Raw genomic sequence first — 17,452 nt, 5'->3', positions numbered from 1 at the left:
TGGCTTGCGGATGGACGCAAGCCCCCTTTTCATTTTTTTGTCACATGGCTGTTCATAACCCGGCTCAGGACAGGTGCAACCCTGCCCTCGCCCCTTTTGTCTGCGGTTTGGCGGGCCGCATTTTGCGGTTTCAAACCGGCTTTCCTTTGCGGTGGCCTCTTTGATATCAGGCTGCGCAAGGCGAGTCCGGTGAAACGCAAAATGCGCTAGCGGGCGACAAAATCCGTCCGCCCGATCCGCTTGCCGGAGGCTGGATCAAAGCGCAGCAGGGCTGTCTTGCTGCCTTCCTTGACCAGAACCAGCATCACCCCGTCGGCAAAGCTGACCTGCTGCACCTCAGCCTCGGGGCCCACGGCCACGCTGGACGCAAAGGCGTCCCCGGAGATTTCACCTTCATTGGAGTTGATCTTGTACACAATTGCTGCAAAGACAGCGATCAAACCGGCAAACATGATCAGGGAAGACCCGAACAGAAGGCGCTTCAGCCGCGCCTGCATCCGTTCCGCCGCCGGATCCAGCGGCACCTCCTTCTGGTCTTCATCCCGAAAGTCAGGTTGTGACATGACAAACAATTCCCCCGAAAATCCGGCCGGAGACGGCTCGGACTTCAAATTAACGGTCGATGCAGCCGATGCCGGAAAACGGCTGGATGCAGTGTTGGCAGCGCATTTGGAAACGCTTAGCCGCAATAGGATCCAGTCCCTTGTCAGATCGGGAGATGTCACCGTCGGCGGCGCGAAAATAGTGGAACCGAAATTCCGGGTCAATGAAGGCGACGCCCTGGCCCTCACCCTGCCTGACGCGGAAGATCCCGAGCCAAAGGGCGAGGCTATTGCGATCAGCGTCGTCTATGAGGATGATCACTTGATTGTCGTCGACAAACCCGCCGGTTTGGTGGTGCATCCGGGGGCGGGCAACTGGACCGGCACCCTTGTCAATGCCCTGATCCATCACTGCGGCGACAGCCTGTCCGGGATCGGCGGCGTCAAACGGCCGGGCATTGTCCACCGGATTGACAAAGACACTTCCGGCCTTCTGGTGGTTGCCAAGACGGATCAGGCGCATCAGGGCCTGGCCGCCCAGTTTGCCGATCACGGCCGCACCGGCCCGCTGGAGCGCGCCTATTCCGCCCTTGTTTGGGGCGCTCCTCCAAGCCTGAAAGGCACCATTGACGCCAATCTCGCCCGGTCCCAGGCCAACCGCCAGAAAATGGCGGTGGTGAAAACCAGTGGCCGCCATGCGGTCACCCACTGGCAGGTGAAGGACCGGTTCGGGCCCGCAGACGCACCGGCCCTTGCCGCCTTGATGGAATGCCGGCTGGAAACGGGCCGGACCCATCAGATCCGCGTGCACATGACCCATATCGGCCATCCGCTGATCGGCGATGAAGACTATGGCTCCGGTTTCAAGACCAAGATCAACCGTCTGGAAGAGCCCCTCAAATCAGCCGTAATCGGCTTCAAACGGCAGGCTCTTCATGCAGGATTACTGGCATTCGAGCATCCGGCCAGCGGGGAAACCTTGCGTTTTGAAAGTCCTTACCCGTCTGATTTCGCAAATCTTTTGTCGATATTACAAAAATTTTAGGATCTAAATCCGCTCTTCTGCCATGCAATCGGCAATTTCGAACCTATATTGAGCTTGCGTGTGTGCCATTATGGACACGACAAAGCGTTTTCCGGTCTTCTGACATGGCTTGCTTGCGTATGGAGTGCGGGGCAGCAGGGAAGACAAAGGGGCGCGAACTTTGCGAAAGGGGGCGCATTCAATGGCCCAGAACGTACCTACTCTCACCGCCGGGGAAGGTGGCCTGAGCCGCTACCTGGATGAGATTCGTAAATTTCCGATGCTGCAGCCGCAGGAAGAATACATGCTCGCCAAGCGGTACAAGGAGCATGAAGATCCGCAGGCTGCCGAGCGTCTTGTGAATTCCCACCTGCGTCTTGTTGCGAAAATCGCCATGGGGTATCGCGGCTACGGTCTGCCGATCGGGGAAGTTGTGTCTGAAGGCAATGTCGGCCTCATGCAGGCGGTCAAACGGTTCGAGCCGGACAAGGGCTTCCGGCTGGCGACCTATGCAATGTGGTGGATCAAGGCGGCCATCCAGGAGTACATCCTGCGGTCCTGGTCGCTTGTCAAAATGGGCACCACGGCCAACCAGAAACGCCTCTTCTTCAACCTGCGGCGCCTGAAAGGCAAGATCCAGGCCCTGGACGAGGGCGATCTGAAGCCGCATCAGGTGAAAGAGATCGCGACCCGCCTGGGCGTTTCCGAAGACGAAGTGATTTCCATGAACCGGCGCCTGGGCGGCGATGCCAGCCTGAACGCACCTGTGCGGGCGGAAGCCGATGCCGGAGAATGGCAGGACTGGCTCGTGGATGAAAGCGACAGCCAGGAGACCCTTCTGGCCAATCAGGAAGAGCTGGACATGCGCCGCAAGCTCCTAAGCGATGCCATGGACGTGCTCAATGAGCGCGAGCGCCGCATCTTTGAGGCCCGCCGCCTGTCGGAAGATCCGATGACCCTGGAGGATCTCTCCGGTGAGTTCGGCGTCAGCCGGGAGCGTGTGCGCCAGATTGAGGTGCGGGCCTTTGAAAAGGTGCAAAAGGCGGTCCGCAGCACAGCCCGGGCCCGCGAACACCAGCAGCCCGCCGCATAACGGCATATACTGCCTGCATCATGGACGGACACAAAAACGCCGGAGACTTGCTCCGGCGTTTTGCTTTTCTTATCGTCTGATCGCAAAGAGGGGCTCGCTCCTTGAGATGTCCTTTTAGAGGGCATCAGATCAGCGAAGTTCCTTGGCATAGCTCTCCACCGGAACAACCTTGCTAATCAAACCGGCCTCGGCCATGAACTCCGCAAAGCGCATGTAGCGGCCTTCATCCAGCACGCCCGGCCGCTTGGCAAAGCGCGGCAGCGTGTCGGCCCAGGCCCGCTTGTTCAACTCATCGTTCAAATGCGGATAGGCCTCGATGAAGGCATCCCAAGCCTCATCCGGATGGTTTGTCAGATAGATGGTCGCAGCTTCCACCGCAGCCAGAAACTTGACATAACGCGGATCATCCACCGTATCCTTTCCGACCACATAGACCAGCTCATCAAAAATCGGCACGCCATTTTCTTCCGGGAAGAAGGCCCGCCCCTCCTTGCCCTCGATCTCGATCTGGGTCAGCTCGAAATTGCGGTAAGCCCCGATGACCGCGTCCACCTGACCTGCCATCAGCGCCGGAGACAGGGAGAAATTCACATTGATCAACTCCACATCATCGATGGTCAGTTCAACCGATTTGAGCATCTGCCCCAGCATGGCATCTTCAAAGCCGGACACGGAAAAGCCGATGGTCTTGCCCTTCAGGTCCTTCAAGGTCTTGATGGGCCCATCCTTGAGCACGATCAGCGAGTTAAGCGGCGTTTCCACAAGGGTTCCGATCCAGGACACCGGCAGGCCTTCCTCGATCAGCGCATGCAGGGTCGGCTGATAGGAAATGGCAATGTCGCCCTGCCCGGCCGCAACCAGCTTGGGCGGCATGGACGGGTCGGCCGGCTCGATCAGCTCCACCTCCAGCCCTTCCGCCGCGAAGAACCCCTTGGTCTTCGCAGTGATGACAGGAGCATGATCGGGGTTCGTGAACCAGTCCAGAAGCACGGTAAGCTTCTCAGCCGCCTGAACCGGACCGCTGGCCAGAAGTGCGGTGGCAAGAGACAGGGACAACAGGATTTTTTTCATGAAACTCCTCCGGAATGTGGCAGTCAGTCTTCGGCCTGCCAGGGAACAAGACGTTGGGTGAGGTGGTCGACTGCAGCGCGCATCGCCAGAACCATCAAGGCCAGCAAAATGACTGCAGCAAAAAGAAGATCTGCTTTTCCGCGGGCATTGGCCTGCAGCATGATGAAGGCAAGCCCGCCTTTGGCCCCCGCCCATTCACCAACCACCGCCCCTATGGGCGCAAAGACGGCGGCCACCCGCATCCCTGAGGCAAGCGCCGGAAGGGCCGCAGGCAGCCGGAACACCACAAGTTCCTGAACCCGGTTGACCCGGTAAAGGCGCGCAAGATCGGCAAGGCCGGGATCGAGCCGGCGCAACCCGTCATAGACCGTGGAGGTCACCGCGAAAAAGATGATCAGGATGGCCATGACGATCTTGGAGGTCATACCGAAGCCGAGCCAGAGAACAAGCACAGGGGCAATGGCAAAGACCGGCAAGGCCTGGGTCACCAGAACGGCCGGCATGACCAGGCGTCCGGCGAGCGGAAACAGCCAGACCAAGACGGCAAGCGCCGTTCCGCACAGCACCCCAAGAACAAACCCCAGCAGGGTCTCTGACGCGGTGATGCCCGCATGGTAGAATAAAAACCCTGCATTGGCGGGAAAGGCACGCAGAACATCGACCGGGCCGGGCAGCAGGAATGCAGGCGGCTGAAACACCGCCACAAGTAAGGCCCAGACCCCGAAGACCGCAAGGACAGAAACGGCAATGCGCCTCAGCACCAACAGCACGTCTCTCATGCGGCCTCTCCGGGCGCACGGCAGCTGTTTGGATCTTTCTTTCCAGCAGCCGGTCTTCGCTGGTGCGATGACGGCTGCCCTGGCAGACACGAACGCATAGGATCTCCCGTCCTCACCCCGGCCTCGCACACCCATTCAAAGGCATGCAAAAGAGACCGGCGCTCACGGCTGGCGCCCCCGCAGCTTCCAGAATCCGGTTACAGCAGGAAAATGACCAGCCAGTATGACACTGGAGATCCGGGATATAGGCTAAGGATTCCGTCCCTTCGCCGGTATGACCCGGATCAGGTTCTAAGGGTTCAGCTTAACGCCATCTCAGCTCCGGAAACCGGAACACCCCTCGGACCGAGGCGCGAACATGCCCCGCCTTGAGACAAAACGCAAGACCGGTCCGGAAACCTTTTCTCCGGCAAACCTTAAAGACACTGCCATTTCAGAGAGAAAACGGCTGAAGCAACCGCATTTCATGCGCTTTGACTTTCGCTTCCAGACATCAGAGATATCACAGCAAAGCGGTTTGAAACCGGATGACAGAGCGCTCTTTCAAGCCTTAGCCCGCTTGCCAGGAGGCAACCGCCTTGTTGACGACGTCATTGCCCGTTTCGCCCTTTTCGAGGGTCAGGATGCCGCGCTTGCCGTTTTCATACAGCATCGGAATATCGATCCAGCCACGCCCGCTCAAGAGTCCCATATTGCGCTCTTCCTTGTCGATGTCATTCGACAGGGCAATCCAGAAGATGCCGGGAGAGACTTTCACAGACGCGCCGATCAGGGCATCGCCCCGGGCTTCTTCCGTCGGCTTCATGACAAGACCTGGCACATTGACCACGTCCCCGGCCGCAAATCCGTCCGGAAAGTCATATTCGATTTCCACCAGATGGCTTGCAGGCAGTGACGTGTCGTCATTCGGCTTGATACGGATATCAACTTTCACCCCACGCTCGGGGATGTCGACTTGCGCGGTCAGAACAGACAGCTGGTTGCCGTTGAGATCCGTTTCTTGCCTCAGACCCCAGACAACCGCCCCTTGAGACGCCGTACCTGCTCCGGACGTATCTTCCCCTTCTTCATAGAGGATGGACCGCTGGGCCCCACTGGGTGCTGGCGCGCTTGCAGAGGCGCTTGCTCCCGGCTGGGTGATACTTGCCAGACCGCCCTGTGTCCCGCCAACAGACGGCTGGGCTGGTTCCACAAGCGGAATTGCAGAGGTTGAGCCGGTGCTGGCCGCTCCCGGCGAGGAGGGCGTGGAGGCAACCGGTGCGGACGGCTGCGGCGTGATCGTCGTTGTGGTAACCGTGCGGGCATCAGGCGCAACAACCTCGCCGCCGCTGTCATCCAGAAGCCTGTCGGTGTTCTTGGCACTTGCGCCCGTATCTGCCGGGTCCTCGGCCACCGAGGCCTGGGACGGCGCGGGCTCTGGCTGAAAAGTGGCAGGCTGCGTGTCCTCTGCCGGTGTCTCCTGACGGCTGACCGCCGCCTGGTCCTCCGACGGCAGGAAGAAATAAGCGGCGGCGCCCAGAACGATCAGAACCAGAACCCCAGCGAGCGCGACCGGAACCATGCGTCCGGCCCCTGACCCGCGCAACGCATCCGACGCGCTGGGCCGCTCCCGTTTGGACCGATCCTGAGGCACCGGCACCGGAACCGGCTCATGCCGGTCGGCAAAGAGCGAGGGCATCTCCTCGTCTGTACCATCTTCTTCGGCGTCATATCCTTCATCGCCAGCGCGGATCGAGCCCCGGAAAGCCGGTTCCTTACGGGCATCGATCACAACTCCAGAACGTTTTTCCGGGGCCGGGTCGACGGCCTCCTTGACGTTCTGAACCGCTTTGTTGGCCGCTGCGCCCAGTTGCTCGGCCTCAGACAAAGTGTCTTTCAAGGGCGAGGGAATATCCGTGTCCGCGTCTGCAGCTTTACCGTCAGAGGCCTCTGCAAATGAGGAGGCCCGAGACGGCTCCCTCTCAGGACCGTCAAGCGCGGGCAGTCCATCCTTTGGACCGGTCTCCGGCATCACAGGTGCAGCCGGTGGCGTCACGGGGGACGACACCGGCGCGGACACAGGCGGAGCTTCGGCCGCTTTGACCTCACTGCCGGGGACGTCCGGCGCCGGATCTTCGGGCCGCACATCCTCGGGCGCTTCAACCTCGGGTGCTGCGACAGAAAAGTCTGGCGCCGGGGATGTAGAAGGCGCAGCAGGTTCAGGGACTTTGGCCACCTCAGGGGGGACCTCAGCGTCTTGCGGTTCCGGCGCCGGCGGCGCGGCCGCAGAAGAAGAGGACGGCGGCGTTGGCGCGGATGTGGAGGTGCCGGGCGACGGGCTCAGCCCTAGGCTTTCCCGGGCAGCTTCCGCTTCCACTTTCCGGATCGCCTCTTCAAGGCGCAGCTGCTCGGCCGTGATTTCGGACGGGGAAAGCGGCGGCTCATAGGCTTTCAGCTGATTGACAATGGCGTTGCGTGCCCGGCTGTAAACGCTTCTGCGGGCAGCTCCGTTGCTTTCCGGCAAGGACGCGATTGTTTTCTTCAAAATCGAATAGTAATCAGCCATCTTCCTGCCTACAGGCCACGCGCGCGTTCAATTTCTGCCAGCCCGGGATATGGTTTCCCCAGAGGCTTATAGCAAGTTTTCGATGACCGGTGCCAACTCTTCCCGTATTCGCCCACACATCGTCCCTTACACAGCACATCCGTGGAACGGTTTGAAGGTCGCCTCTTGACGGCCTTCTGCCATTCCAAAGCGACGCAGAGTGATTCGCCCAGCGCCACTTTTTTTTTCAATATTGGGCCTTTTCAGCCAAAGATCTCAATCCTGGAAGGGATTCTGCACAAGAATTGTGTCATCACGCTCCGGGCTCGTCGATAGAAGCGCAACCGGTGCTCCGATCAATTCTTCGACGTGACGGACATATTTGATAGCCTGAGCCGGCAATTCTGCCCAGCTGCGGGCCCCTTCCGTGGATTCCTTCCAGCCCGGCAGGCTTTCATAGATCGGAACAACCCGCTCCTGCGCCCCTTGCGACGCCGGCAGATAGTCGATCCGCTCCCCGTCCAGCTCATACCCGATGCAGATCTTGATTTCGTCCATCCCGTCCAGAACATCGAGCTTGGTCAGGGCAATACCGTTGATGCCGGAGGTGCAGACGGTCTGGCGCACGAGCACCGCGTCGAACCAGCCACAGCGGCGGCGGCGGCCGGTCACGGTTCCAAATTCATGGCCGCGCATGCCCAGGAACTCCCCAACCTCGTTCTGCTGTTCCGTCGGAAACGGTCCTTCCCCGACCCGTGTCGTGTAAGCCTTGGTGATGCCAAGCACATAGTCGACCGAGCCCGGCCCGAGGCCACAGCCGGTTGCCGCCTGACCTGCAACCGTGTTGGAGGACGTTACAAACGGATAGGTGCCGTGGTCGATATCCAGCAGCGCCCCCTGGGCGCCTTCAAACAGAATACGCTTGCCCTGGCGGCGCAGGTCGTCCAGCAAATACCAGACCTTGTCCATATAGGGCAGAACCTTGTCGGCAACGCTGGCCAGTTCGTCATAGATGGCCTGCGCGGAGATCTCATCCTGCCCCAGACCGCGCCGCAAGGCATTGTGGTGGGTCAGAAGCCGGTCGATTTTCGCAGGCAGGGTCGTCAGGTTCTTAAGATCCATCAGCCGGATCGCCCGGCGGCCAACCTTATCTTCATAGGCCGGGCCGATGCCGCGTTTTGTGGTCCCGATGCGGGTGCCGGTGTTGGAATTCTCGCGCAGCGCGTCCAGCTCCCGGTGGAGCGACAGGATCAGCGTGGCATTTTCGGCAACACGCAGGGTTTCCGGCGTGACAACCACCCCCTGCTGACCGAGACGTTCCACTTCTTCAGCCAGGGCGTGCGGGTCGAGCACGACCCCGTTGCCGATGACGGACAGCTTGCCTTCGCGGGCAACGCCGGAGGGCAGCAGGGAGAGCTTGTAGCTGATACCGTCAATGACGAGCGTGTGTCCGGCATTGTGTCCGCCCTGGAACCTGACAATGACATCGGCTTGTTCCGACAGCCAGTCGACAATCTTGCCTTTGCCCTCGTCCCCCCATTGCGAACCGACAACCACCACATTCGCCATCTAGTCTTTGCTCTCCTGAAAGCAGCTTGGGCCTCTCCGGGCCTGCCGGAACGCCAACACGACAAGCCCCGGCAAGGCGGCCGGGGCAAACGGCGCGGACTATAGACAGGTTTCCCCCCGCAGGCGAGTCTCCAGAGACAAAATATCCGGGCTGCCCGGCCAGACAGGCGCAACACCGCTTCCCGCCCTCGTCAAAACACCCCGGCAAGGTAACCTTACCTTGCGATGCCAAAGACTTATTTCGGCGGATCAGACGGTTCCCCGCCCCTTTCACCTCCGGCCATCCTGTTGATCATCGGGGAGGTGCGCAGCAGCCAGACAAACCGCCGCCTCTGGCTGGCCGGCACAGCGTCCCGGCGGAACATCCGCATGATGATAAAGAGAACCAGCATCAGATGCAGCGTGGCCGTGTAGACAAAAAACGTGGCCGGCCCAAACATCCCCATCAAGAGAGAGGCGGCAAACGGGCCGATCATCGCCCCGCAGCCAAAGGCCAGCATGAGACCGGCCGCCATGTCGACAAACTGTCCCTCCAGGGCATGATCATTGCCATGGGCCACCGACAGGGAATAGAGCGGCAGCGCGAACCCGCCAAACAGAAACACGCCGATGAAAAGCTCAAGCTCCGTTTCGGAACGGGCAATATAGAGACAGGCCAGTGCGGCCCCAATGGTGAAGACGATCAGCACCAGGCGTCGGTCAATCCGGTCGGACACCCACCCCGCCGGATACTGGAACACCGCGCCCGCAAACACCCACAGTGCGATGAAGGCCGCCACAGTCTCCAACCCCAGCCCGATGCTTTCCGCATAGACCGGCCCGACCATCCGGAACGCCCCATTGGTCAGGCCAATGGTGAAGATCCCGACCATGGCCACCGGAGACACCTGCCACAGATTGAGCGGATTGACGATGCGGGCGGGCGGTGCCGGTGGATTGCCCTCGCGCGCCAGGGCAATCGGCACGATGGCAAAACAGAACAGCACCGCCAGCACCATGAGAATTTCAGACCCCGCAGCCCCGAAAACGGGCAGGATGAACTGCCCTCCCATCACCGCGCCCAGATCCACGATGCGGTAGACCGACAGGATGCGGCCCCGCGAAGCGTTGGTAGCAATGGAGTTCATCCAGCTTTCCAGCACCATGGCCGTGCCGCAAAACGCCGCACCGCTGACAAACCGGGCCAGCATCCAGGGCCAGCCCGCTGGAGCAAAGGCAATTGACAGCACCGCAATTGCGCTGATGGAGGCAAGCGCCGCAAAGACCCGGATATGCCCGGCCCGCGCGATCAGGAACGGTGCAAGCAGAACCCCGCAAATCATGCCGGCAAAATAGAGCGAGCCCAGCAGGCCGATACTCGCATCGGGCAGCGCCTCGGCACGGGCGCGCACCGCAATCATGGTCATGGACAGCCCATTGGCGCCAAGCAGGCAGGCCGCAGCAATCAGGAGCGGCGCAAGGCGTCCGGCAAGAGACACGCTTTGAGCTGGCGGGGCAATCTGTGGCATGGGCACCTGGGTCCTGGGGTCGCGGCGTAGGGACACTTTTTCTGAACGGACAGAGGTTCAGCACAACGCCTTTGACGAGATCAGCGGCACTTTGCCGAAGTGGCCCGCCAAGGCAAGTCCGGAAAGACAACTATCTCACCAAAGGATCGGTTTTCGGGTGTTTCGGCGGCGCGGGGCCTGTTACATCGACTTCAACCATAAGACTCTATTGGCTGCGGTTGGTATTCCACCAGACAGCACCGCTGACGAAACCCAACCCGATACCGGAACACTCATGTCCCTTCGCAACTGGATCCTTCTCCTTTGTCTTGGCGCGATCTGGGGCGGATCGTTCCTCTTCGCCAAGGTGGCGGTGGCCGAAATCCCGCCGTTCGTGCTGGTGTTTTTGCGGGTCTCCAGCGCCTGCCTTGTGCTCCTCGCGATCCTCTGGGCCCAGAGTCTGCTGCGGTCGTTTCCGCTCCATCTGGCTGGCGCCTTTCTGGTGATGGGGCTGTTGAACAACGCCATCCCCTTTTCGCTGCTCTTTTGGGGCCAGACGGAAATCGGGGCCGGGCTGGCCTCGATCCTCAACGCCACCACACCGGTTTTCACCGTGCTTGTGGCAGGTCTCCTGACTGGCCAGGAACCTTTGCCCTGGACCAAGATCGCGGGAGTTGCCCTTGGCGTTGCAGGTGTGACGGTGATGCTGTCCGGCAGCCTGTCCGGGCTTGTTCAGGAACCGCTATGGGCACAGCTTTGCTGCCTCGGCGCGGCGCTCTCTTATGCGTTTGCGGCAACCTACGCCCGGCGGTTCCGCTCCATCCCTCCGCAGATCGCAGCTGCGGGCCAGCTGATGGGCTCCAGCCTGATCATGCTGCCTGTGGCACTGGTGACTGGCTCCAGCTGGTCCCTTTCCGCCACCAGCCCGGCGGCCTGGGCCAATGTGGCCGCCCTTGGCGTTGCGGCAACCGCCTTTGCCTATCTGATCTATTTCAAACTGCTGGCCGATGCCGGGGCGACCAATGCGTCCCTGGTCACCCTGCTGGTTCCCGCCAGCGCGCTCTTTTTCGGCTGGCTGCTTCTGGATGAAACCTTAAGCGCCCTACAGCTTGGCGGGTTCAGCCTGCTTCTGAGCGGGCTGATTGTTCTGGATGGACGCCTGGTCCGCCGGTTTTCCCCTGGCAAGATCTAGAAACAACGTTTTGCACAAGACATATTGTGAAAAATACTAGGCATCCGGTGTCTGACTGGGCAAATTGGAGCTTTCTGCCGGGGCAGCTCCCACCAGCCCTGCCCAAGTCTGACCGAATGGAAATCCCTTCATGACCAAGTTTATTTCTGCAGGCGCTCTCGCCGCCACGTGCCTTGCCCTGTCGGCCTGCGCCAGCATCACACGCGGCACGCAGGAGACGGTCAAAGTCTATGTTTCCCCGGCGGATGCGCTGATTGCCAGCAATATCGGCCTGAGCTGCAACACCTCGCCCTGTTCCTTGAAGGTCTCCCGCAAGACGGAATTTGCGCTGACGGTCTCCAAGGAAGGCTACGAGAAACAGACGATTCTGGTGACAACCGGCGTTGCCCCCGGAGGTGTTGCCGGCATGGCCGGCAATGTTGTGTTTGGCGGTGTCATCGGCGTTGGCATCGATGCGGCCACAGGCGCCACGCTCGGCCACAAACCGAACCCGGTTCTTGTCGAGCTGGTTCCGCTCAACCCGAACAATCCGAAGACACCGAAAGGCGACCTGTCCGATGTGCGCGAACGCCTTGCGGCCCGCCAGCGGGAACAGGAAGAAGCCGCAAGGCGCAAATCCGGCGGCGTCTGAGACAGACGGACCGGATCAGACGCGGCGCGCGCCAGTCACCTGAAACTGAAATTCGCTCCGGCGCACGCTGCACAAATCAGGCGTATTTCAATTCCACCACACTAGAACTTGAGCGACTTGACCTGCTTGACGTGGGAGACCGCCTCCAGCCGGGCCATCACATCGGCAGAAACCTCCCCGTCCACCTCCACAAGGCAGATCGCATCGGAGCCCGGTGCAAGCCGGCCAAGATTGAAGGTGGCAATATTCACGCCGCTATTGCCGAGTTCCATGCCCAGCTGCCCAATGAAGCCGGGTTTGTCCTCGTTGGTGATATAGAGCATGTGCTCGCCCAGCTCGGCTTCCATGTTGATACCCTTGACCTGAATGATCCGGGGCTTGCCGTCGGCAAAGACGGTTCCTGCAACGGAGCGCTCCTGGCGTTCGGTCATCACCGTCAGGCGGATATAGGTCTCATAGGCGCCCTGCTTTTCCCGGCGGATTTCCTCCACCTTGATGCCACGGTCCTTCGCCAGCGCCGGAGCCGACACCATATTGACCGTCTGCAGCAGCGGTGTCAGCAAGCCGGTGAGTGCGGCCGCCGTCAGGGCCTGCAGGTTCATTTCCGCAACCGCCCCGGCATATTCCAGCCGGATACCTTCAATGGCTGATTCCGTCAGCTGACCTGCAAAAGACCCGAGCTGCTCGGCAAGGCGGACAAAGGGAGCCAGTTTCGGCGCCTCTTCGGCGGAGATGGACGGCATGTTGAGCGCATTGCGCACCGCCCCGTCGAGCAGATAGTCACACATCTGTTCGGCCACCTGCAGGGCGACATTCTCCTGGGCTTCGGACGTTGAAGCCCCCAGATGCGGAGTGGAGACGAAATTCGGTGCGCCGAAAAGACAGTTCTCCCTGGCCGGTTCTTCCACGAACACATCAAACGCGGCCCCGGCCAGTTTGCCCTCATCAAGGGCGGCGCGGACCGCCGCCTCGTCTGCCAGACCACCCCGGGCACAATTCACCAGATAGGCCCCGGTGCGCATTTTCGAGATCGCCGCCGCATCGATGATATTGCGGGTCTTGTCTGTAAGCGGCGTGTGCAGCGTGATCACATCGGAGCGGCTGAAGAGATCGTCCAGCTCCACTTTTTCCACGCCGAGTGCAACGGCCCGCTCCGGGGTCAGGAACGGATCAAAGGCGATCACTTTCATTTTCAGGCCGATGGCCCGGTCGGCCACGATGGAGCCGATATTGCCGCAGCCCACGAGACCCAGCGTCTTGCCGGTCAGCTCGCGGCCCATGAAACGGGACTTTTCCCATTTTCCCGCCTGCGTGGAGGCATCAGCCGCCGGGATCTGCCGGGCAACTGCCATCATCATGGAAATGGCGTGTTCAGCCGTTGTGATCGCATTGCCGAAAGGCGTGTTCATTACAATGATGCCGCGCGCCGTGGCCTTGGGAATGTCGACATTGTCGACCCCGATCCCGGCCCGGCCCACCACTTTCAGCTTGTCCGCGGCCGCGATGATCTTTTCGGTGACCTTGGTGGCCGAGCGGATCGCCAGACCGTCATACTGGCCGATGACCTCCAACAACTTGTCCTTGTCCTTGCCCAGCTCCGGCAAGAAGTCGGCTTCAACACCCCGGTCCTTGAAAATTTGCACTGCAGCGGGGGACAGCTTGTCTGAAATAAGCACTTTGGGAGCCATGTTCATTTCTCCTTGAATACGGGAACGAACCGGGCAGCAGGCCGCCCGGCAGAGTCGTCAGGGGGAGAAGAGCGGGGTCAGGCAGCCTGGGAGAAGGCCGCCTTTTCGCACGCAAAGGCCCAGTCAAGCCACAGTGTCAGCGCCTGAAGATCAGAAGCTTCCACCGTGGCGCCAGCCCAGATGCGCAGCCCCGACGGGGCATCCCGGTAGGCACCAATGTCATAAGCCACCCCTTCCCGGTCAAGCCGGGCCGCGAGAGCCTTGGCAAAGGCCGCCTGACGGTCGCCGTCAAGCGCCAGAATATCCGGATCGGTGACTTTCAGGCACACGGAGGTGTTGGAGCGCGTGGCCGGGTCAGCCGCCAGGAAACCAGCCCAGCGGCTGACCTCCACCCAATCGGCCAGAACCTTCAGATTGCCATCCGCACGGGCCTGCAGACCGGCAAGGCCGCCAATTCCGGCCGCCCATTTCAGCGCATCCAGATAATCTTCCACGCACAGCATCGACGGGGTGTTGATCGTCTCGCCCCGGAAGATGCCCTCAATCAGTTTGCCGCCCTTGGTCAGGCGGAAGATTTTCGGCAGCGGCCAGGCCGGCGTATAGGTTTCCAGACGCTCGACTGCGCGCGGGCTGAGGATCAGAACCCCGTGGGACGCCTCGCCGCCCAGCACCTTCTGCCAGGAGAAGGTGACAACGTCGAGCTTGTCAAAGGCAAGGTCCTGGGCAAAGGCGGCGGAGGTGGCATCGCAGATGGTAAGCCCGCCCCGGTCGGCCGGGATCCAGTCTCCATTGGGCACCCGCACACCAGAGGTGGTGCCATTCCAGGTGAAGACGACATCCCTGGAAAAATCGACCTGACCCAGGTCGGGCAAGACGCCATAGGGGGCTTCCAGGCAGCGCACAGTGTCCAGCTTGAGCTGCTTGACCACATCGGTCACCCAGCCCTTGCCGAAGCTTTCCCAGGCCAGCATGTCAACGCCGCGGGCGCCGAGCAGAGACCAGAGAGCCATCTCGACAGCGCCGGTGTCCGACGCCGGAACAATACCGATCCGGTAGTCTTCGGGAACCTGAAGGATGTCCCTGGTCAGATCGATGGCCTCGGCAAGTTTCGCCTTGCCCGGCTTGGCCCTGTGGGACCGGCCAAGCGGCGCATCGCTCAAGCCGTCCAGCGTCCAGCCGGGACGCTTGGAACAGGGACCAGATGAAAAATTGGGATTGGCCGGACGCACGTCCGGCTTCACGGTAAGCTCAGTCATATCTGTCTACCCTCGCAGATAGTTGCCCCTCGTTGGGGAGGGGTGGCCCACCTATGGGGATAGGACGTTCGCAGCAGCCCGTCAAATCAAATCCGGCTAACACGCAAAAAGACCGGTCTCCCGGACCGGCCTTTTCAGAATGCCCCTGCCCTTGCGGGGACAGAAATGTGGAGATCAGAAATTGCTGCTGATCGGTCCCTGCGGCTCGTAATAGACCGGACCGGCCGGTGCGCTCGAATTGAACGTGTAACGGGCGCCGAGCCGGAATTCATGGGCTGTCAGATCGTCCCAGACAACGCGGGAATCGGGGCTTGCCGTGTTATCCAGCTTGACCGTCTTGGCCTTGCCGAGATCCTTGTAGCGGTAGCCGGCATCCAGGCTCCAGTTCGGCGTGAATGCATATTCCGCACCAGCCATCAGGGCCCAGGCGAAGTTCCATTGGCCATTCGAACCGTTATAGTCGCTGCTGCCAACGCCCGGATTGATCGAGTAGGTGCTGTCGGTGCGCACATAGGCCGCACCAATACCGGCCCCGACATAAGGCGTGATGCGGTGCCAGGTGCCCAGATCCACATAGCCGTTCAGCATGAGGGTCCAAACGTCAATGTCCGTGCCTTCTTCGGAGTAACCACCGCCACAGCCGCCACAGACCGCGTAGCCTTTGGCGGTGGCAGGTGTTTCATAGTCAAACGTGATGTCGGAGCGGAAATAATCGTTGAACTGGTAACCGACACCTACGCCGATCATCCAGGCATTGTCCATGCTTTCCCGCTCGAACCGCAGCAGACCGGCATTGTTATAGTCATTGAAGCTGCCGCTGGGATCACCATAAACCTTGTAGCCGATGTCGCCGCGCAGATACCAGCCGCCAACAGCAGGCACTTCAGGAATATGTTCGATGACCGGCGCTGGAAGGTCCGCCGCGAAACTCGCGGAAGACAGAGCAACTGCAAGTCCGGTCAACGACAAGCGCTTGAGAAGTGGGAACATGTTTCCGTCCTTGTCCAGTGAGGGTCCGTGAAATATGTCCGGACACATCAAACTTGCGCCCACCGTGACGGAAATTCATTAAAACCTGCTTAACCCTGCCCTTTAACCGAACTTCTTTACCTTAACAAGAACTTAACGCCACTAGTATCAAACAAACAAAAGAGAGAAAACGCCCCTTTAAGAGCGATTTCTCCTTCATATTTAAATCAGATAACCTTAAGCAGCAACGGAAGCCACAACACCGGCAATATCATTGACGACCTGCTTGACCAGCTCCGCATCGTCTCCTTCAGCCATGACACGGATCAGCGGCTCGGTGCCGGAGGCCCGGATCACCAGACGGCCCGACGTGCCAAGACGCGCCTCTCCGTCTTGGATCGCAGACTTGACGGCGTCCTGTTCCAGCGGTTTGCCACTGCGGTAGCGGACGTTTTTCAGGATCTGCGGCACCGGGTCGAACCGGCGGCAGACTTCGGAGACCGGCCGGTTCTGATCCTTCACGCAGGCAAGCACCTGAAGCGCGGCAATGAGACCGTCGCCGGTGGTGGCAAAGTCCGACAATACGATATGGCCGGACTGTTCCCCGCCCACATTGAAGCCATTGGCGCGCATATGTTCGACCACATACCGGTCACCGACCTTGGTGCGGGCGAGATCGAGACCGAGGCCGTCCAGATACCGCTCCAACCCAAGATTGGACATGACCGTGGCCACAATCCCCGGGCCGGACAAACGGTCACTGGCCTGCCAGGACTGGGCGACAACCGCCATCAGCTGGTCGCCATCAACCACCTGGCCGTTTTCATCGACAATGATGACCCGGTCCGCATCCCCGTCCAGCGCAATCCCGATATCTGCGCGCACTTCATGCACCTTGCGGGACAACGCATCTGTCGAGGTGGATCCGCATTCCTTGTTGATGTTGTACCCGTCCGGGGAGACCCCCATGGAGATAACATCCGCCCCCAGTTCCCAGAGCGCTTCGGGGGCCACCTTGTAGGCGGCGCCATTGGCGCAGTCGATGACCACCCGCAGGCCTTCCAGGTTCATCTCCCGCGGCAGCGTGCGCTTGGCAAATTCGATATAGCGCTGCTGCGCACCATCGATCCGCCGGGCTCTGCCCAGCTCGCGCGGGCCTGACAGATTTCCGCTCAAATCCCCTTCAATCAGTGCCTCGATGCGGTGCTCGATCTCGTCGCTGAGCTTGAACCCGTCGGGCCCGAAAAACTTGATGCCATTGTCATGAAAAGGATTGTGCGAGGCGGAGATCATCACACCGAGATCGGTACGCAAGGACCGGGTCAGCATGGCCACGGCCGGGGTCGGCATCGGCCCTAACAGAAACACGTCCATCCCCACCGACGTAAATCCGGCCACCAGGGCATATTCAAGCATGTAGCCTGACAGGCGCGTGTCCTTGCCAATCACCACCCGGTGGCGATGGCCGCCATTCTTGAAAGCCTGGCCCGCTGCCATACCGACCTTGAGAGCCATGTCCGCAGTCATGGGATAGGAATTGGCCTCGCCGCGGATGCCGTCCGTACCGAAAAATTTACGCATCAATCATGCCTGTCTGAACTGGTTGTCTGCGTTCTTGTTTAACGCA

The 17,452-nt window shown here is 60.5% G+C and carries 14 protein-coding genes and 1 riboswitch; of the genes, 4 read left to right on the top strand and 10 right to left on the bottom strand.

From position 1 onward, the window contains the following. Positions 1 to 206: 206 nt before the first annotated feature. A complete protein-coding gene (locus tag ACXAH0_RS06060) occupies positions 207 to 563 on the bottom strand; it encodes a hypothetical protein (protein WP_475173713.1) in 357 nt (118 codons plus the stop codon). On the opposite strand from ACXAH0_RS06060, the gene ACXAH0_RS06055 reads away from it, so the two are divergent. Both ACXAH0_RS06055 and rpoH read left to right on the top strand, forming a co-directional pair. Further along, positions 562 to 1,587 carry an RluA family pseudouridine synthase gene (locus tag ACXAH0_RS06055; RefSeq protein ID WP_475173711.1) on the top strand — a complete coding sequence of 342 codons (1,026 nt, stop codon included), beginning with the start codon at positions 562 to 564 and terminating at the stop codon, positions 1,585 to 1,587. The genes ACXAH0_RS06060 and ACXAH0_RS06055 overlap by 2 nt on opposite strands. 181 nt (positions 1,588 to 1,768) lie before the next feature. Then, on the top strand, positions 1,769 to 2,659 hold the full coding sequence (gene rpoH / locus ACXAH0_RS06050; RefSeq protein WP_475173707.1) for an RNA polymerase sigma factor RpoH: 891 nt from the start codon (positions 1,769 to 1,771) through the stop codon (positions 2,657 to 2,659). A gap of 129 nt (positions 2,660 to 2,788) precedes the next feature. On the opposite strand, the gene ACXAH0_RS06045 is transcribed toward rpoH, so the two are convergent. From ACXAH0_RS06045 to ACXAH0_RS06025, 5 genes are all read right to left on the bottom strand, one after another. Further along, positions 2,789 to 3,730: an ABC transporter substrate-binding protein gene (locus ACXAH0_RS06045; protein ID WP_475189718.1), complete on the bottom strand. Its 942-nt coding sequence runs from the start codon at positions 3,728 to 3,730 to the stop codon at positions 2,789 to 2,791. A gap of 23 nt (positions 3,731 to 3,753) precedes the next feature. Then, positions 3,754 to 4,509, bottom strand: coding sequence for an ABC transporter permease (locus tag ACXAH0_RS06040; RefSeq protein ID WP_475189716.1), 756 nt, complete (start codon positions 4,507 to 4,509; stop codon positions 3,754 to 3,756). A 244-nt stretch (positions 4,510 to 4,753) separates the two neighbouring features. Next, positions 4,754 to 4,860, bottom strand: a riboswitch (TPP riboswitch). Positions 4,861 to 5,059: 199 nt separating this feature from the next. After that, complete coding sequence (locus ACXAH0_RS06035; RefSeq protein ID WP_475189713.1) at positions 5,060 to 7,054, bottom strand: hypothetical protein; 1,995 nt, start codon at positions 7,052 to 7,054, stop codon at positions 5,060 to 5,062. A 255-nt stretch (positions 7,055 to 7,309) separates the two neighbouring features. Continuing rightward, complete coding sequence (locus tag ACXAH0_RS06030) at positions 7,310 to 8,602, bottom strand: adenylosuccinate synthase (protein WP_475189711.1); 1,293 nt, start codon at positions 8,600 to 8,602, stop codon at positions 7,310 to 7,312. Positions 8,603 to 8,838: 236 nt separating this feature from the next. Beyond that, the gene (locus tag ACXAH0_RS06025) at positions 8,839 to 10,110 is read right to left on the bottom strand and encodes an MFS transporter (protein WP_475173697.1); all 1,272 of its coding nucleotides are present in this window, start codon (positions 10,108 to 10,110) and stop codon (positions 8,839 to 8,841) included. A gap of 274 nt (positions 10,111 to 10,384) precedes the next feature. Here ACXAH0_RS06025 and ACXAH0_RS06020 point away from each other — a divergent pair, with 274 nt between their 5' ends. Continuing rightward, positions 10,385 to 11,281 carry a DMT family transporter gene (locus tag ACXAH0_RS06020; protein ID WP_475189710.1) on the top strand — a complete coding sequence of 299 codons (897 nt, stop codon included), beginning with the start codon at positions 10,385 to 10,387 and terminating at the stop codon, positions 11,279 to 11,281. A gap of 130 nt (positions 11,282 to 11,411) precedes the next feature. Continuing rightward, positions 11,412 to 11,912 carry a translation initiation factor 2 gene (locus ACXAH0_RS06015; RefSeq protein WP_475189708.1) on the top strand — a complete coding sequence of 167 codons (501 nt, stop codon included), beginning with the start codon at positions 11,412 to 11,414 and terminating at the stop codon, positions 11,910 to 11,912. A 101-nt stretch (positions 11,913 to 12,013) separates the two neighbouring features. On the opposite strand, the gene serA is transcribed toward ACXAH0_RS06015, so the two are convergent. The 4 genes from serA to glmM all read right to left on the bottom strand — a co-directional run bounded on the left by serA (position 12,014) and on the right by glmM (position 17,406). Continuing rightward, positions 12,014 to 13,600: a phosphoglycerate dehydrogenase gene (serA, locus tag ACXAH0_RS06010; protein WP_475189707.1), complete on the bottom strand. Its 1,587-nt coding sequence runs from the start codon at positions 13,598 to 13,600 to the stop codon at positions 12,014 to 12,016. Positions 13,601 to 13,677: 77 nt separating this feature from the next. Next, positions 13,678 to 14,856: a phosphoserine transaminase gene (locus ACXAH0_RS06005; protein WP_475189706.1), complete on the bottom strand. Its 1,179-nt coding sequence runs from the start codon at positions 14,854 to 14,856 to the stop codon at positions 13,678 to 13,680. Positions 14,857 to 15,030: 174 nt separating this feature from the next. After that, positions 15,031 to 15,846: an outer membrane protein gene (locus tag ACXAH0_RS06000; RefSeq protein ID WP_475173689.1), complete on the bottom strand. Its 816-nt coding sequence runs from the start codon at positions 15,844 to 15,846 to the stop codon at positions 15,031 to 15,033. Between the two features lie 216 nt (positions 15,847 to 16,062). After that, a complete protein-coding gene (gene glmM, locus ACXAH0_RS05995) occupies positions 16,063 to 17,406 on the bottom strand; it encodes a phosphoglucosamine mutase (RefSeq protein WP_475173686.1) in 1,344 nt (447 codons plus the stop codon). Positions 17,407 to 17,452: the final 46 nt, after the last annotated feature.

This window comes from Roseibium sp. AWQ4_290 (assembly GCF_056160985.1).
Note: the sequence above shows the minus strand (reverse complement) of the source record. Positions and strands in the feature narration are given on the sequence as shown.

Coding starts and splice junctions, on each gene's coding strand:
- ACXAH0_RS06055 (WP_475173711.1), top strand. CDS start 562: ATGACAAACAATTCCCCCGAAAATCCGGCCGGAGACGGCTCGGACTTC.
- ACXAH0_RS06060 (WP_475173713.1), bottom strand. CDS start 563: ATGTCACAACCTGACTTTCGGGATGAAGACCAGAAGGAGGTGCCGCTG.
- rpoH (WP_475173707.1), top strand. CDS start 1,769: ATGGCCCAGAACGTACCTACTCTCACCGCCGGGGAAGGTGGCCTGAGC.
- ACXAH0_RS06045 (WP_475189718.1), bottom strand. CDS start 3,730: ATGAAAAAAATCCTGTTGTCCCTGTCTCTTGCCACCGCACTTCTGGCC.
- ACXAH0_RS06040 (WP_475189716.1), bottom strand. CDS start 4,509: ATGAGAGACGTGCTGTTGGTGCTGAGGCGCATTGCCGTTTCTGTCCTT.
- ACXAH0_RS06035 (WP_475189713.1), bottom strand. CDS start 7,054: ATGGCTGATTACTATTCGATTTTGAAGAAAACAATCGCGTCCTTGCCG.
- ACXAH0_RS06030 (WP_475189711.1), bottom strand. CDS start 8,602: ATGGCGAATGTGGTGGTTGTCGGTTCGCAATGGGGGGACGAGGGCAAA.
- ACXAH0_RS06025 (WP_475173697.1), bottom strand. CDS start 10,110: ATGCCACAGATTGCCCCGCCAGCTCAAAGCGTGTCTCTTGCCGGACGC.
- ACXAH0_RS06020 (WP_475189710.1), top strand. CDS start 10,385: ATGTCCCTTCGCAACTGGATCCTTCTCCTTTGTCTTGGCGCGATCTGG.
- ACXAH0_RS06015 (WP_475189708.1), top strand. CDS start 11,412: ATGACCAAGTTTATTTCTGCAGGCGCTCTCGCCGCCACGTGCCTTGCC.
- serA (WP_475189707.1), bottom strand. CDS start 13,600: ATGGCTCCCAAAGTGCTTATTTCAGACAAGCTGTCCCCCGCTGCAGTG.
- ACXAH0_RS06005 (WP_475189706.1), bottom strand. CDS start 14,856: ATGACTGAGCTTACCGTGAAGCCGGACGTGCGTCCGGCCAATCCCAAT.
- ACXAH0_RS06000 (WP_475173689.1), bottom strand. CDS start 15,846: ATGTTCCCACTTCTCAAGCGCTTGTCGTTGACCGGACTTGCAGTTGCT.
- glmM (WP_475173686.1), bottom strand. CDS start 17,406: ATGCGTAAATTTTTCGGTACGGACGGCATCCGCGGCGAGGCCAATTCC.